The 14,867-nt window shown below is 63.9% G+C and carries 13 protein-coding genes and 1 tRNA gene; 4 read left to right on the top strand and 10 right to left on the bottom strand.

Annotated features, from left to right (window positions below; translation table 11 throughout):
- Nucleotides 1-59 precede the first annotated feature (59 nt).
- From LDN85_RS07520 to LDN85_RS07485, 8 genes are all read right to left on the bottom strand, one after another.
- Nucleotides 60-132, bottom strand: a tRNA-Asn gene (locus LDN85_RS07520).
- A gap of 53 nt (nt 133-185) precedes the next feature.
- A complete protein-coding gene (gene dnaG / locus LDN85_RS07515) occupies nt 186-2,072 on the bottom strand; it encodes a DNA primase (protein ID WP_223945033.1) in 1,887 nt (628 codons plus the stop codon).
- 59 nt (nt 2,073-2,131) lie between these two features.
- Nucleotides 2,132-3,448 carry a deoxyguanosinetriphosphate triphosphohydrolase gene (locus LDN85_RS07510; RefSeq protein ID WP_026541476.1) on the bottom strand — a complete coding sequence of 439 codons (1,317 nt, stop codon included), beginning with the start codon at nt 3,446-3,448 and terminating at the stop codon, nt 2,132-2,134.
- Between the two features lie 64 nt (nt 3,449-3,512).
- Nucleotides 3,513-4,694: a tRNA dihydrouridine synthase DusB gene (gene dusB / locus LDN85_RS07505; protein WP_026541475.1), complete on the bottom strand. Its 1,182-nt coding sequence runs from the start codon at nt 4,692-4,694 to the stop codon at nt 3,513-3,515.
- Nucleotides 4,695-4,803: 109 nt separating this feature from the next.
- Complete coding sequence (locus tag LDN85_RS07500; RefSeq protein ID WP_223945032.1) at nt 4,804-6,321, bottom strand: YibE/F family protein; 1,518 nt, start codon at nt 6,319-6,321, stop codon at nt 4,804-4,806.
- 128 nt (nt 6,322-6,449) lie between these two features.
- The gene (locus LDN85_RS07495; protein WP_223945031.1) at nt 6,450-7,406 is read right to left on the bottom strand and encodes a GNAT family N-acetyltransferase; all 957 of its coding nucleotides are present in this window, start codon (nt 7,404-7,406) and stop codon (nt 6,450-6,452) included.
- 2 nt (nt 7,407-7,408) lie between these two features.
- The gene (locus LDN85_RS07490; RefSeq protein WP_026541472.1) at nt 7,409-8,794 is read right to left on the bottom strand and encodes a glycine--tRNA ligase; all 1,386 of its coding nucleotides are present in this window, start codon (nt 8,792-8,794) and stop codon (nt 7,409-7,411) included.
- Between the two features lie 145 nt (nt 8,795-8,939).
- Complete coding sequence (locus tag LDN85_RS07485) at nt 8,940-9,944, bottom strand: DMT family transporter (protein ID WP_026541471.1); 1,005 nt, start codon at nt 9,942-9,944, stop codon at nt 8,940-8,942.
- 23 nt (nt 9,945-9,967) lie between these two features.
- Here LDN85_RS07485 and LDN85_RS07480 point away from each other — a divergent pair, with 23 nt between their 5' ends.
- Nucleotides 9,968-10,195, top strand: coding sequence for an RNA-binding S4 domain-containing protein (locus tag LDN85_RS07480; RefSeq protein WP_026541470.1), 228 nt, complete (start codon nt 9,968-9,970; stop codon nt 10,193-10,195).
- Nucleotides 10,196-10,330: 135 nt separating this feature from the next.
- On the opposite strand, the gene LDN85_RS07475 is transcribed toward LDN85_RS07480, so the two are convergent.
- The gene (locus tag LDN85_RS07475; RefSeq protein ID WP_223945030.1) at nt 10,331-10,981 is read right to left on the bottom strand and encodes an alpha/beta fold hydrolase; all 651 of its coding nucleotides are present in this window, start codon (nt 10,979-10,981) and stop codon (nt 10,331-10,333) included.
- Nucleotides 10,982-11,051: 70 nt separating this feature from the next.
- Here LDN85_RS07475 and LDN85_RS07470 point away from each other — a divergent pair, with 70 nt between their 5' ends.
- The 3 genes from LDN85_RS07470 to LDN85_RS07460 all read left to right on the top strand — a co-directional run bounded on the left by LDN85_RS07470 (nt 11,052) and on the right by LDN85_RS07460 (nt 13,709).
- Nucleotides 11,052-11,894: an SGNH/GDSL hydrolase family protein gene (locus LDN85_RS07470; RefSeq protein WP_051420857.1), complete on the top strand. Its 843-nt coding sequence runs from the start codon at nt 11,052-11,054 to the stop codon at nt 11,892-11,894.
- A gap of 74 nt (nt 11,895-11,968) precedes the next feature.
- Complete coding sequence (locus LDN85_RS07465; RefSeq protein ID WP_223945029.1) at nt 11,969-13,132, top strand: winged helix DNA-binding domain-containing protein; 1,164 nt, start codon at nt 11,969-11,971, stop codon at nt 13,130-13,132.
- 94 nt (nt 13,133-13,226) lie between these two features.
- Nucleotides 13,227-13,709, top strand: a complete 483-nt coding sequence (locus tag LDN85_RS07460) for a hypothetical protein (RefSeq protein ID WP_223945028.1) — start codon at nt 13,227-13,229, stop codon at nt 13,707-13,709.
- Between the two features lie 36 nt (nt 13,710-13,745).
- Here the strand turns inward: LDN85_RS07460 and LDN85_RS07455 are convergent, their stop codons facing one another.
- On the bottom strand, nt 13,746-14,867 hold the full coding sequence (locus LDN85_RS07455) for a homoserine O-acetyltransferase (RefSeq protein ID WP_223945027.1): 1,122 nt from the start codon (nt 14,865-14,867) through the stop codon (nt 13,746-13,748).

Below are 14,867 nucleotides of genomic sequence, written 5' to 3'. Positions count from 1 at the left end.
TACCCCCTCCGGGTATAAAAATACCCCCGTTCCGGAACCCGGAACGGGGGTATTGTGCGCTCCTCCGACTGGACTTGAACCAGTAACCCTTCGATTAACAGTCGAATGCTCTGCCAATTGAGCTACGGAGGAATGAAGCGGTTACTAGCTTAACAGGGGCCCGGCAGAAAACGAAATCGAGCTTCTCAGCCGTCCGATCGCAGCGCCCGGCGCTCCATTTCGAGCTGCATCAGTTCGCGGTTCAGGCGTTGGAATTCCTCCGGATTTGCTCCTGCATCCAGTCGCTGCAACTGGCCCATCTTGTCTGCCTTGATACGGGTGATCTGCAGTTCAAACAGGCGGGCCAGGATGTCGCGGCAATACCGCTGCATGGCCTCCGGGGTACTGGCAGGCAGGGGCGTTACTGCCAGCTCGGATACCAAGGGCCGCAGCGGCTCGGGTACTTCCTGGCGGACCTGCTCCACCCAGGCCACGGGATCGCCCGCGTGGGCAAGCCCGGCAGCCCGCACTGCCGTGTGGACGGCAGCGTAGGCGGGGGTGGCGAAGTGGGAGGCTTCGAAGCGCTCCCAGGCTCCCCCGCCCAGCACGCCCGGCTCCTGGAGGACAACCTCCAGCGCCTGGCGTTCCATGCCGGCAATGGGGTCCCGGGGATCGGGGCGTTGAAAGACAAGGCCGCTCGACGGCGGTGCTCCCGCCGGTTGTTCGGCGGCACCGGCCGACAGTGGTGCACTGCCACCGGATGCAGCGCGCTTTGCCGCCGCCCCCACGTAACTGCTGACTTCCTCAATGGGCATACCCAGCCAGCCGGCCAGGTTGCGTGTGTAGCCGGGCCTGGTGGCTGAATCCCTGATCTGCGCCACCACAGGGGCGGCTTCGCGCAGGGCTGCCACACGGCCCTCGACGGTGTCCAGGTTGTGCCTGCGGAGCGTCGCGCGGATGGCGAACTCGAAGAGGGGCTTCCGGGTCCCGATGAGGTCGCGCACCGCGGCGTCGCCCTTGAGTTGGCGAAGGTCGCAAGGATCCGCGCCCGATGGTTCCACGGCAACGTAGGTCTGGGCCGTGAAGCGCTGGTCTTCCTCAAACGCCCTCAGTGCCGCCTTCTGGCCGGCGGCATCGCCGTCGAAGGTAAAGATGACCTCTCCCCCGCTGCCGTCGTCCGAAAGCAGCCGCCGGGCAACCTTGATGTGTTCGGTACCGAAGGCAGTACCGCAGGTGGCCACCGCCGTCGTGACTCCTGCGAGGTGGCAGGCCATAACGTCTGTGTACCCTTCCACCACCACCAGCTGCCGCTCCTTGGCGATGTTCCGCTTGGCGATGTCGATCCCGTAGAGGACCTGGGACTTCTTGTAGAGGGTGGTTTCCGGGGTGTTGAGGTATTTGGGGCCCTGATCGTCTTCGTAAAGCTTGCGGGCACCGAACCCGATCGTGTCCCCTGCGATGTCCCTGATGGGCCAGATCAGCCTGCCTCGGAAGCGATCGTAGATGCCCCGGTTTCCCTCGGAGAACATGCCTGTGAGTTTCAACTCAGCATCGGTGAACCCCCTGCCGCGCAGGTGCTTCAGCAGGGCGTCCCAGCCCTGGGGAGCGTACCCCACGCCGAAATGTTCGGCGGCCGCACGGTCAAAGCCGCGGCCATCCAGGAAGTTCCGGCCCTCGGCGGCACCGGGGGTGAGCAACTGCGCACGGAAGAACTCGTCGGCGATCTTGTGGGCATCCAGCAGGCGCTGCCGCTTGCCCACTTCCTCACGGCTGGGACCGGTTCCGCCGTCCTCGTAGCGCAGTTCGTAGCCAATCCGGGCGGCCAATTTCTCAACAGCCTCATGGAAGGAGCTGTGATCCATTTTCTGGACAAAGGAGATGGCATCACCGTCTTCGCCGCAGCCGAAGCAGTGGTACCTGCCCACCTGCGGGCGGACCGTGAAGGAGGGGGATCGTTCGTCGTGGAAGGGGCACAGGCCCTTGAAACTGCCCAGCCCGGCGCCCTTGAGCGTGACGTAGCCGTCAACGACTTCCTTGATATCCGTGCGCTGGCGTACTTCGTCGATATCTTCACGTTTGATCAGGCCAGCCACGTCACCATCCTAGTCTCTCGCCCCAGGACTCCCGGCCGTTAACGCCGGCTGCCCAGGAGTCACCAGAGCGATGGCAGGCTGCCCACGAGCCGTTCGTACACGGCCAGTGCCGAGACGTCCGTCAGTGATGCCACTTGGTCGATCACCACCCGCAACCGGGCTCCGTCGTCGGCAGCGTCACGCCAGTCCGCGGCGAACATCGGCTCCAGGTGGCGGTCGCCGGTGGCGTTCAAAACACCGACCAGCGCATGCAGCACTTCGCGTTGACGTTCGTACACCGGCTGGCGGTGGTCCGTGGAGATGACAAAGGTGGTGGCCAGGCCCTTGAGGACCGCGATCTCAGTGACGGTGTCCTCAGGAACCATGAGCTCGGCGTCGTAGCGGGTCAGGTTGGCCGGACCGAAGTGGGCACGGGTTGTTTCCATGGCACTTTGGCAGAACCGGCCGATCAACTGGCTGGTCATGTCCTTCAAGGCGGCCATGGATTTCCGGCTGCCATCGGCTTCCCGGACCCAGACCTTGGTGGCCTCCAGCCGCGCCAGCGCAGCATCGATTTCGGCGGGATCGTTATGTGGCAGGTACCACTGCTTGGTGTAGCCCACCACGCGCGCCCGGTGGTCGGGGTTGTCCAACCACTTAAGCTGGAAGTGTCCGGCGACTATCGCGTCCTCAACGTCGTGGACCGAGTACGAAATATCGTCCGCCAGGTCCATCACCTGGGCCTCGATGCAGGAGCGGTTTCCGGGGGCGCCTTCGCGGAGCCATTCGAAAACCGGAAGATCGTCCTCGTAGGCGCCGAACTTGCTGGTCCGCTGTCCATGGATCACGGGGGCATCGACGGCGGACCACGGGTACTTGGAAGCGGCGTCGAGGCTGGCGCGGGTCAGGTTAAGCCCTGCCGGCCGGCCGTCCTCGGCAAGGACCTTGGGCTCGAGGCGGGTCAGCAGGCGAAGCGTTTGGGCGTTGCCTTCGAAACCGCCAATGGTATGGGCGACCTCGTTCAACGCGGACTCGCCGTTGTGCCCGAAAGGCGGGTGGCCAAGATCGTGGCTCAGGCACGCAGTGTCCACAACGTCCGGATCGCAGCCCAGGGAACGGCCCAGCTCACGGCCCACCTGTGCCACTTCCAGGCTGTGTGTCAGACGGGTGCGGACAAAATCGTCAGTATCCGGGGCAACCACTTGCGTTTTGGCACCCAGCCGGCGCAGTGCGGAGGAATGCAGGACCCTGGCCCGGTCACGTTCAAAGTCGGAGCGGTACGTGTTCTTCCGTGGCTCTTCGACCCACCGCGCAGAGTCCGCTTCCGCATAGCCGGGAATGGCCAGGACGTAGTCGTGGGTGCTGCTGTTGTGGCCGAGCACTGCTTCGGTTCCCATTGGTATCTGCCTCCTTCAAGCGCCGGGGTGTGGAGCTTCTTGAGTCAGTCTTACACGTGTGAGGCTAGCCGCCCGAAACGTCCAGCTCGGCAGCGGAGATATCCGCGCTCTGTTCAGCGTTCAGCTGACGGCTCACCAGCCAGTCCTTGGGCAGGGCAGGCTTCTTGGGTGAACCCGCACGGCCCCTCGGGCCTTCGGAATCGACGCCAGGGTAGGGCGAGTCCATGTCCAGTTCATCGAGGTATTCGCGCAGCACCTCAAGGGTAGGCACTGTAGCCAGTTTCGCCCGGAGTTCGCCGCCCACGACGTAACCCTTGAAGTACCAGGCCATGTGCTTGCGGATCTCGCGCAGGGCCTTGTATTCGTCGTTCCCGAAGGTCTCCACCATGAGCTCGGCGTGGCGGTAGACGCCCTCAGCCACTTCGCGGAGCCCGGGACGGTGCCGTTGGTCGCTGCCTTCAAAGGCTGCCTGCAGGTCGCCGAACAACCAAGGACGGCCCTGGCAGCCACGGCCAACCACCACGCCGTCCACGCCGGTTTCCCGGACCATGCGGACAGCGTCCTCGGCCGACCAGATGTCTCCGTTGCCCAGCACGGGGATATCCGGGAGGGCTTCACGAAGCCGGGCGATGGCGGACCAATCGGCCTGGCCGGAATAGAACTGTGCTGCGGTCCGTCCGTGGAGGGCGACCGCGGCCACTCCGGCATCGCGGGCAATCCGGCCGGCGTCGAGGTACGTCAGGTGGTCCTCGTCAATCCCTTTGCGCATCTTGATGGTTAGCGGGATGCCGCCCTTGGAAGCTTCCTTAACCGCAGTGTTGACGATGGAGGTGAAGAGGTCGATCTTCCACGGCAGGGCCGAACCGCCGCCGCGCCGGGTCACTTTGGGCACGGGGCAGCCGAAGTTGAGGTCGATGTGATCCGCCCGGTCCTCCTCGACGAGCATCCGCACCGCTGCGCCTACCGTCACCGGATCCACGCCGTAGAGCTGGACCGACCGGACTTTCTCGTCCTCGTCGTGCGAGATGATGCGCAAGGACTCGGGCGTCCGCTCCACCAGGGCACGGGAGGTCACCATCTCGGCCACATACATGCCGCCACCGTATTCACGGCAGAGCCTGCGGAAGGCCGAGTTGGTGATGCCCGCCATGGGGGCAAGGATTACCGGGGTGTCCACGGTGATCCCACCGAGCTTCAATGGCGGGAGCTCGAGCTTTGGTGCGGGGGGCGTTGCTACAACAGTCACCTGTCCATTGTTGCAAAGCGGGGCAAATCCGTGGACGCCCTGCCTGAACTCTGCCTTGTTTGTCCATGCGTACGTAGTATTGCGGGGCGAACAGGAACAGGGCTTGGGTTTAGGTGGCGTCGTTCGTGTCTCCGCGCCGCTCCGCTTCGCGCTGTGCCCGTCGGCTGCCAGGCTGCGCCGGCTTGCCGGACGCGTCAAGGCGCTCACCGGCGTCGTGATCTGCCGTCGGAACGGAACCCACGACGGCGGCAGCGACCGCCAAGGAACCGGTGTCCTTAAGCTCATCTGCAGTTACAGCGGGGCCACCGGCAGCAGCGAGTCGCTTCATGCCAGTGGCCTTGACCACCAGGACCGCGATCAGCGTGGTGACCGGGATGGCCAGGACCAGTCCGATGGAGCCCACGAGTGTCCGGATGACTTCCTCGGACAATTCGGCGCTGGTCAGTGCTTCGGCCAGAGGGCGGTCGTAGAGCATCACGATGATGAGGATCGGGAGGGCCGCCCCGGCATAGGCAAAGGCGATGGTGTAGACCGTCGAAGCAATGTGGTCCCGGCCGATCCTCATGGCCGAGGTAAACAGCTTGCGTGCACTGGTGTTGGGGGCGAGTTCGTAAAGTTCCCACACTGCGGAGGACTGTGTGATGGTCACGTCGTTCAGCACGCCAAGGCCGGAAATGATGAGGCCGCAAAGGATGATCCCGGAAATCGAGATCTGGGGTGACATATTGACCAGCGTCGAGGCATCGTGGTTTCCCACACCGGCCAGGTTGGCGGCGTCAGTGGCCCAGGCAGCCAACAATGCGGTGATGCTGAGCCCAAAAATGGTTCCCAGCAGCGCCGTCGATGTCCGCGCCGAGAATCCGTGCGCGAAGTACAGCACCCCGATCATGATCACCGTTGACCCCACCAGTGCCAGCAGCAGCGGCGGCTTGCCCTCCACCAGTCCAGGCAGGATGAAGCTCACCAGGACAAAGTAGGCACCCACCAGTCCGAGCAGCGCACGGAAACCGCGCCAACGGGCCACCGCAATGACCACCGCTGCGTACAACACGGCGAGGATGGCGATGGGGATGGACCGGACGAAGTCGACAAAAACGTACGCTGGAGCTCCGCTGCCGGCGTTGGCGCCCTGGACTGCGGAGAGGTTCAGGTACCTGATGGAATCCCCCACATCCACGCCGTGGGACATGGCTACGTCAGGGTTGATGACCACCTTGACGACGTCTCCACCCTTATCCGGCTCAGTGAAAGCGAACGTGCATTGCGACCCGCCTTGGTTTGGATCGGTTTGGCCCGTGCTGCCCTGGCCTGTGCCGGACGGGTCCGTGGTGCCCTGGCCTGTGCCCTGGCCGGCATCGGCCTGGCCGGTTTGTGTGCAGCTTTCCACCACCACGCTCTGGATCCGGCCGGTATCGAAAGTTACGCCCGGCGCGGCCTGGTAGGGGCTGGAGAAGGTGATTCCTTCGCGGCTTCCGGAGGGCCACATGACCATCATGGCGACGAGCGTCAGGACCCCCAGCGGAACCAGTATGGCCGCCAGGATCCAATTGGCCTTTTTCCGCGAGGCAAGGGCCTGCGGGGTTGGCTCTGGACTTTCAGAATGTCCGTGGGAGTGACCGTGGCCCATCAGCAGCAAAACCTCATGGCCTTAAGCCTACGCGGCACCAGGGCCGCTGCAGACACTGCCGGGAAACGCAGAATCCCACGCTGCCCGCAGAAAGCGGCGGCGTGGGATCCGTAACGGCGAATCAATGGTCAGTCGCTGACGATCACCGTATCCGCGCCCCGTACATGGGCTTTCCCGGAGTCCAACAGGGGCTCCAGGACAGTGCGCAGCGCCGTCATTGAATCATCAACTTCCAGCAGGACAGGGTGCTGGTAGGCAATGAGTGCCAAAAGGTCCCGCACCGCAAAAGCTGCTTCCTCGGCCGAGAGCTGTGGATCATGGCCCAGGAAGACATCGGAAGGCTCGTCGGAGTTGCCTTGGGCGTAACTGATGGCGAAGGCCTGGATCTTGCCCTTCCTGCTGGCTGGAACGCCCTGGCCAAATGCACTGGCTTTGGGCGCGCGCAGGACAATCGCCCCATGGGCACCAGTGAGGTCGTGCAGGAACAAGCGCTGCACCGTGGCGATGCTGAGTTCCCCCGGGCTGTCCCAGTGATGGACGTGCGAGTAATACTTGCCCACCACGTCGCTCAACTCAACGGATCCCGTGGCCAGGTCTTCCACGCGCTCTGAAGCGGCTTCCTCGTCGCCGAAGCGCGGCAAAGACAGAGGTTCCGGCTTCACCACAACCAACTGGGAACGCTGGATGGGAACCAGTCCCGCGGCAGCAGCAAAAGCCGCACCCGCAGTGCCCGGCTCCACCTTGCTGCGCAGCTTGGAAACGCCCGACGGCGAGTTCGCGGCTTCGCGGCGGAGCATGGTCAGCAGGGTGGCACCCACGCCCTCACGCCGGTGGTCCTTTGCAACCTCGATGTACGCCCAAAGACGTTCGGGGTGCAGGGAAGCCTCGTGGACCACGCCGGCGGCAACGGGAATCCGCACGCCATCGACCACGTCTTCGGCCACGATGCACCGACGCCAGGGCTGGTTGCCGGACGGTGCCAGGGCCGCCCGGAACTGCTCAGCGGGAAGTGTCTCGGGGCCACCCCAGATTTCCAGGAGGGCGAGGTCGTCGCCTTCCTTCCATTCGCGGTACTCCAAAGCCACGGTCAGGCGCCGATCAGTCGAGCTGCCAGGTAGCCCTCAACCTTGTCCAGGGAGACGCGTTCCTGGCTCATGGTGTCGCGCTCACGGATGGTCACGGCCTGGTCTTCGAGGGTGTCGAAGTCCACAGTGATGCAGAACGGGGTACCGATTTCGTCCTGGCGACGGTAGCGGCGGCCGATGGCGCCGGCGTCGTCGAAGTCGATGTTCCAGTTCTTGCGCAGCTGGGCACCCAGGGCCTTGGCCTTCGGGGACAGATCCTCGTTGCGGCTCAGCGGAAGGACGGCGGCCTTGACCGGCGCCAGGCGGGGATCAAGCTTGAGCACGGTGCGGACGTCGACGCCGCCCTTGGCGTTGGGTGCCTCGTCCTCGGTGTAAGCGTCGATCAGGAACGCCATGAAGGACCGGGTCAGGCCTGCGGCAGGCTCGATCACGAATGGCGTGTAGCGCTCGTTGGTGGCCTGGTTGAAGTAGCTCAGGTCCGTCCCGGAGGCCTTGGCGTGCGTGGACAGGTCAAAGTCCGTGCGGTTGGCGATGCCCTCAAGCTCGCCCCACTCCGAACCCTGGAAACCGAAGCGGTACTCGATGTCCGTGGTGCCCTTGGAGTAGTGGCTGAGCTTTTCCAGCGGGTGTTCGAAGAAGCGGAGGTTGTCCTCACGGATGCCCAGGTCCGTGTACCAGGACATGCGCTCCTTCATCCAGTACTGGTGCCACTCTTCGTCCGTTCCGGGCTCAACGAAGAATTCCATCTCCATCTGCTCGAATTCACGGGTACGGAAGATGAAGTTGCCCGGGGTGATTTCGTTGCGGAACGACTTGCCGATCTGGCCGATGCCGAACGGCGGCTTCTTCCGGGACGTGGTCAGGACGTTGTTGAAGTTCACAAAAATGCCCTGGGCGGTTTCCGGGCGCAGGTAGTGCATGCCTTCTTCGCTGGCCACCGGGCCGAGGAATGTCTTGAGGAGGCCGGAGAATTCCTGGGGCTCGGTCCACTGGCCGCGTGTGCCACAGTTGGCGCAGACGATGTCGGCCAGGCCGTTTTCTGCCGGGCGGCCCTTCTTTTCCTCGTACTCTTCCTCGAGGTGGTCCGCGCGGTAGCGCTTGTGGCAGGACAGGCATTCAACCAGGGGGTCGGAGAAGACTTCCACGTGGCCGGACGCTTCCCATACCTGGCGGGGAAGGATGACGGAGGAATCCAGGCCTACAACATCCTCGCGGCCGCGGACCATGCTCTGCCACCACTGGCGCTTGATGTTTTCCTTCAGTTCGGCGCCAAGGGGACCGTAGTCCCACGCCGAACGGGAGCCACCATAGATTTCACCGGCCTGGAAGACAAAGCCCCTCCGCTTGGAGAGGGAAATGACCTGGTCAAGGACGGATTTTGCTGCCATGGGTAACTCCATTTGTTCTACAGGGCCGCTGGGTGCGGTCCGCGGTGGTGTGCCCCGGAATCCGGACGAGGTTGTCCGGCGGGGTGTCGGGGGAAAAGTTTGTTGCAAGTACCCGAAGATACCTGAAAGTCATGCGAGTCCTACCCTACCGGCCTTTGGCAGGGCTTCTCCTTGTCAAGGCACCTTTGGGCCAGGGCAACGTCGCTACGATGATCGCGGCCAGCGTCAGGACCGTACCCAGCACCGTGGGCAAGGCGACCACCGCGCCGGGACTGGGGATCACGACGTCGAGCACCAGCGAGCCCACCAGTTGACCGGCGATCATGCCCAAGCCGGTGATCAGCACGCCCAAGCTGCGGACCAGCAGCGCGGCCAGGCCAATAAACAGGCATCCCATGGGGCCGCCGAGGTAGTACCACCATTCCGGGGGAAGCGGATTTCCCGGTCCTGCCACAGCCAGCTTGATGATCCAGGCCACCCAGAGGATGGCCGACCCGGCAATGAAATTGACCAGGGTGGCTGCGATGGGTGTCCCGTAATGCACTGTGGCGGTACCGTTCATGGCCTGCTGGAAACTCATGAAGAATCCGGCTGCAAGCGGCAGCAGCACTGGAAGGACCAGCGAAGCAATGTCCGCATCACCGCCGAACCGGGGTGACACAGCCCAGGCCACGGCGGCCACTGTCAAGACACTGCCGATGACGCGGACTCCCGTGATGGCACGTTTGCCGCCTGGCCCGATTCCCATCCTGTCCACCAACAGCCCGCTCAAGGTTTGTCCTGTCACAGCCGCCACCGTGAACAAGGCCACACCGAGCAACGCCACCGTGAACGACTGGGCAAAGACGAAGAGAGCGCCGATGGCTCCGGCCATGACGTAGAAACGGGGAAAGCTGCGGTTGCGGACCGCGGGGATGATGCGTTGGAGGCCAGCCCTGCCCCTGGGGGTGGCCAGCGAAATCGCGGTAATCAGCAGCAGGCCTGTGGTGAAGCTCACCACGGCAGCTGCGATGCCGTCGTCGAGCCTGGCGCCGAGGGCCCCATTGATCCTTCCCTGAAGCGGGATGACCAAGCCTGTTGCTACTGCGACGGGGAGGCCAACGGCGAGTGGAAGGGTGGGACGGGGAGAAGGCTGCGGCACTGTCACCACACTACTTCAGGCATCATTGCTGTATGAGCACTCCGGAAATCGAAGAGATCCCCATCCGCGACGACATGATTCGCCTTGGCCAGCTCCTGAAGCTTGCCAACCTCGTGGAGGACGGCGTTGAGGCCACGGAGCTCATCAAGAACGGCCTGGCCAAGGTCAACGGCGAAATCGATGACCGCCGTGGCCGCCAGCTCCACGTCGGCGATACTGTGACGGTCAACGGCCGGACAGTCCGAATTATCGCCGCCTGATACAACTCATCGCCACTGTTACAACGCGGGGTCACTTGTGGCCCCCTGCCCGACGTTCAAGGGTGCATAGGTGACCCCGCGTTGGTTTTGGGCCGCGCTGGTTTTGGGCCGCGCTGGTTTTGGGCCGCGCTGCTCCTAGGCGGTGAGCACTTTGTGGGTGAGGAATTCGCCCACGTGGCCGATCTCCTGTTGGTTGATCCCGTGCCACATTCCTGTGTAGAGCACCTTGGTGAGGTCAACGTGCCCGCGCACCCAGCCCATGGTGTACTCGATCTTGTCCTGGGTGATGACGGGATCCTGCTGGTCCCGGCCCCAGAACATGGGCAGCGAACCATCCAGTTCGTGGTCCCGGAACGCGGCGTCAGCGCCGGCGTCGATCACAAAACCTGAAAGCCCGACGACGGCGGCAAAGTCTGCGGGACGGTAGCGGAGCATGGTGGTCACCATGGCCATCCCCATGGAGAAGCCCAGCAGGGTGACCGAAGTGTGGTTCGCCTTGACCGTATCCAGCCATGCCAGCGCGTACTCGGCCGCAAGCTTCACAGCGTCCAGTGAGTAATCGATCGATGCCGTGAGCGGGAACCATGTGAAGCCCGGACCCATGGGCATGGGTGCACGAAGTGCCGCAACCACGAAGCCTTCAGGCAGCAATCCGGCAAGGCTGAAGAGGTCGTCCTCGTTGGAGCCGTAACCGTGCAGCAGGACCAGGAGAGGCTTGCCTGCCCGCTCGGCTTCATCATGGGACCACAGGACGACAGGTGCTGGAAAGGTGGTTGCTTCAGTCATGGCTCCATTCTTGCAGTTACCCACAAGTAACAACCTACGGTGGCGTAGGGTCGCGGTCAGGGGGCAGGATATGAGCGTGAGTGAGAACAATCAGTTGTTGAAACCCGGCGATCCTGTACAAAAACACCCCTGGACCCGATACGTGGCGCTGGGAGACTCCTTCACCGAAGGCATTGGGGACCCCGAGCCCCGGAATCCCGGCGGCCACCGCGGCTGGGCGGATCGGGTGGCGGAGGAGCTGGGCCGCGGCCAGGAAGACTTTGCCTACGCCAACCTTGCCATCCGTGGCAGGCTGCTCCAGCAAATCATCGATGAACAGGTGGCCCACTGCCTGGAACTGCAGCCTGACCTGGTATCCATCTCCGCAGGCGGCAACGACCTCATCCGGCCAGGCGGCGACCCCGATCTTCTGGCCGAAAAACTCGATGCCGCAGTAGGTGAGTTGAGCTCCGGAGGCGCTGCCGTGGTGCTTTTCAACGGCCCGGACACGGCATCCTCCGTCCTCGGACGCATCCGCGGCAAGGTTGCCATCTACAACGAGAACCTCAGGACAGTGGCCGCACGCCACGACGCCATCATCGCTGACATGTGGTCACTGAGGCAGCTGGCAGACCCGCAAATGTGGGACCCGGACCGCTTGCACTTCTCTCCCCTGGGCCACCACACGATCGCCATGATGGTCCTGGACGCCCTGAACGTCCAGCACACCCTCGAACCGCTGCTGCCCAAGCCACTGCCGCCCCGCACGTGGCGGGAGGCCCGTTCTTCGGACCTCGTTTGGGCCCGCGAGTACTTTGTCCCCTGGGTTATCCGAAGACTGCGGCACCAATCCTCCGGTGACGGCATCAGCCCCAAACGTCCGACGCCGGGTCCCGTCTTTGGTTCCAGCGGCACCGTGCTGCCACGGCGCTAAGTCCACGTCCTGGTGCTGGTAATCCGGAGTCATGGTGGCTGCAGTTCCTGTAGCTTCAGATTCGTGTGGGCTCGATGACCGACAGCGCGTTGATGTTTGCCGAAAGCGTCCGGCGGCTGCGGCTGCGCCGGCAGGGATTGCGGGTTCCTTCGTCCGCGGACGCCGGGGATGTGGTCCGCAACCTGCTTGCAGTGCAGTCCCAGGAATTTCCGTATGCGCGGTGGACCCTTGCCCAAAGGACCATGGCTTCCACCACCGCCAATGACGTGGAAAGGGCCGTTGCAGAGGGAACCATCCTTAGGACGCACATCCTCCGGCCCACCTGGCATTTTGTGCACCGGGACGACCTCGGCTGGCTCATGGGACTCTCTGCGGAGCGGCTCCATCAGGGAAACAACGGCATGTACCGCCAAACAGGGGTTGACGCGGAATCCACCGCCCTCAGTGGCCGGATCCTGGCTTCGGCGGTTGCCGACGGCGCCCACAAGACCCGGGAAGAGCTGGGCGGGATCCTGGAAAAAGCCGGTCTCCCCGGCAAAGGCCTGGGGTTCATTTACCACCTCATGCACGCAGAGATCAGCCGCATCCTGGTGAGCGGCTCTCCCATCCGCTCAGCCGGTGGCGCGCTGAAGCAGACGTATGCCCTCTTCGAGGAACGCGTGCCCGGCTTCGTTCGTGCGCCCCTGACAAGCGAGGACCGCGAAAAGGCCTTGGGCGGGTTGGCGCTTCGGTACTACACCAGCCGTGGACCCGCCACCATCAAGGACTGCGCCGTCTGGTCCGGGCTCACCATGAAAGATGTGAAGCTGGGCATCGAGGTCGCGGATACGTTGTCCCCCGGCGCCCTTGCCACGGTCACCCAGGACGGCCTGGGGTTTTACCTGGCCCGGGAAGATGTCAGTGAGCTCACCGATCCCGCGTGCTCTTCGCCGCCTGACGAGGCAAAACTACCCCGTGTTGACCTCATCCAGTGCTACGACGAATACGTCATGGGCTACTCACAGTCCAGGCACTATCTGGGCGGGACAGCACCCTACTTCCCCGAGGACAACGGACCCATGCACGTAGTCCTGCTGGATGGCAGGTTGGCCGGATGGTGGCGGCACGGCTTTTCAGGGGGTGCCTGCCAGCTGGACGTCCGGATGAACCGGGCAACAACCGCGGCGGAGCAGGAGGCCTTAGTGGCCGAAGTGGAAAGGTACGGCCGGTTCCTGGGCATGGAAGCCACGCTCGTGTGAAAGTGCCAGTGCCTCCGGACTGCTCGGTTCCCTTGGGCAAAGTCCATGCTGGATGGCAGGGCTAAGCTGGAACGAGACCTAGGAGGCCTGCACTGTGAACAATCTGATCTTCTGGATCATCGTCTGCTCGTGGCTGATTCCGCTCGGGATCCGCATGTACAACCGCTCCCGAGCCCGCCGGATCCAGCAAGGAACGTTCCGCGACCCCGGCTACCCACCGCAGAACCTGCCCGGTCCGGGCTACCCACCGCAGCAGAACTACCCCGGCCAGCCGTACCCACCGGAAAGTTACCCGCAGCAGAACTACCCCGGCCAGTCGTACCCACCGGAAAGTTACCCGCAGCAGAACTACCCCGGCCAGTCGTCCGAGCCGACCGTCATCCGCCCGGCGGAGACGTCACCGCAGTCCGGGTCGCCGTCGGGCACTTCATCCCCCACGCCGTACCCTGCCGCCGGCAGCCCGGAGCCGCAAGGCTACCGTGCCCGCAAGCTGGCTGAGCTGGACGCGAAGTTCAGCAACGGAGAGATCGCCATGGAGGACTACATGAAGCAGCGCGGCGAGATCATGAACGGCTGAGGCTTACGGCCGACCCAGCCCGCGGCAGCCGGCAGCTCAGGCGAAGAAGGCTTCCCGAAGCTGCGGAGCGAGCTGCCCAATCTCCGTGAGGAAACCGTCGTGGCCGATCGGTGCCTCAATAACATGGACCGGAACCACACCAGGGAGCGCGGCTGCCAACTCCCGGGATTGAGCGGGAAAATACAGCCTGTCGCTATCCACCGCTGCCACGAAAAACTCCGCCGTGGTCCGCGACAAAGCTGACTCCAGGGATCCCCGGCCGCGTGCGACGTCGTGGGACATCAGGGCTTCTGTGATGGCGATGTAGCTGTTGGCATCAAAGCGGTGGACGAGCTTTGTCCCCTGGTGGTCCAAGTAGCTTTCCACCTGATACCTGCCACGCTCACCGAGCACCGCGGCGGCCAGGGGTGTCTCCTGGTGCTGGGCTTCCCGGCCGAAGCGGAAATCCAGTTCCAGCGCCGAGCGGTACGTGATGTGGGCGATCCGCCGGGCCAAGGCCAGCCCGTGTTCAGGTGCCCTGCCTGCGTAGTAGTCGCCGTTGTTGAAGTTCGGGTCCTGGCGGATGGCCAGTGTTTGGGCCTGCGCGAAGGCGATCTGCTCGGCCGTGCTGTAGGCGCCTACGGAAATCACGGCGCAGCGTTTGACGCGTTCCGGGTAGGTCACAGCCCATTCCAGGGCGCGGGCACCGCCCATGGATCCACCCAGGACGGCGTGCCAGGAGTCGATTCCCAAGGCATCGGCGAGGCGCCCTTCTGCCACAGTGCTGTCGCGCAAGGTGACCAACGGAAACCGGGAGCCCCAGGGGCGGCCATCGGGTGCCTCCGACGACGGTCCCGTGCTTCCATAGCAGCCGCCCACGATGTTGATGGAGACCACGAAGAACCTGTTGGTATCGATGGTGGCTCCGGGGCCTACCAATTGCTCCCACCAGCCTTCCTCGTCCGTGGCTCCCCGTGCCACGTGGGTGCTGCCCGTGAGGGCATGCTGGATCAGGACGGCGTTGGAGGAATCTGCATTCAACTGGCCCCAGGTCTCGTAAGCCAGGACGACGTCGGGAAGGAACCCGCCGGCTTCAAGTTCCAACGGCCCGATGCCGGCGTACTTGACGGTTCCGTCTTCTTCTCCGGATTTTGGAAGGGCTGTAGCAGTAATGGTCAT

Origin of the sequence: Arthrobacter sp. StoSoilB20 (assembly GCF_019977295.1) — a bacterium.
GTDB classification, from domain to species: Bacteria; Actinomycetota; Actinomycetes; order Actinomycetales; family Micrococcaceae; genus Arthrobacter; species Arthrobacter nicotinovorans_A.
Note: the sequence above shows the minus strand (reverse complement) of the source record. Positions and strands in the feature narration are given on the sequence as shown.

What these genes read in the sequence shown, in the direction of transcription:
- LDN85_RS07510 (WP_026541476.1), bottom strand. Translation starts at nt 3,448, where the DNA reads ATGGGAACCGAAGCAGTGCTCGGCCACAACAGCAGCACCCACGACTAC.
- LDN85_RS07500 (WP_223945032.1), bottom strand. Translation starts at nt 6,321, where the DNA reads ATGGGCCACGGTCACTCCCACGGACATTCTGAAAGTCCAGAGCCAACC.
- LDN85_RS07490 (WP_026541472.1), bottom strand. Translation starts at nt 8,794, where the DNA reads ATGGCAGCAAAATCCGTCCTTGACCAGGTCATTTCCCTCTCCAAGCGG.
- LDN85_RS07480 (WP_026541470.1), top strand. Translation starts at nt 9,968, where the DNA reads ATGAGCACTCCGGAAATCGAAGAGATCCCCATCCGCGACGACATGATT.
- LDN85_RS07475 (WP_223945030.1), bottom strand. Translation starts at nt 10,981, where the DNA reads ATGACTGAAGCAACCACCTTTCCAGCACCTGTCGTCCTGTGGTCCCAT.
- LDN85_RS07470 (WP_051420857.1), top strand. Translation starts at nt 11,052, where the DNA reads ATGAGCGTGAGTGAGAACAATCAGTTGTTGAAACCCGGCGATCCTGTA.
- LDN85_RS07465 (WP_223945029.1), top strand. Translation starts at nt 11,969, where the DNA reads ATGACCGACAGCGCGTTGATGTTTGCCGAAAGCGTCCGGCGGCTGCGG.
- LDN85_RS07455 (WP_223945027.1), bottom strand. Translation starts at nt 14,867, where the DNA reads ATGACCATTACTGCTACAGCCCTTCCAAAATCCGGAGAAGAAGACGGA.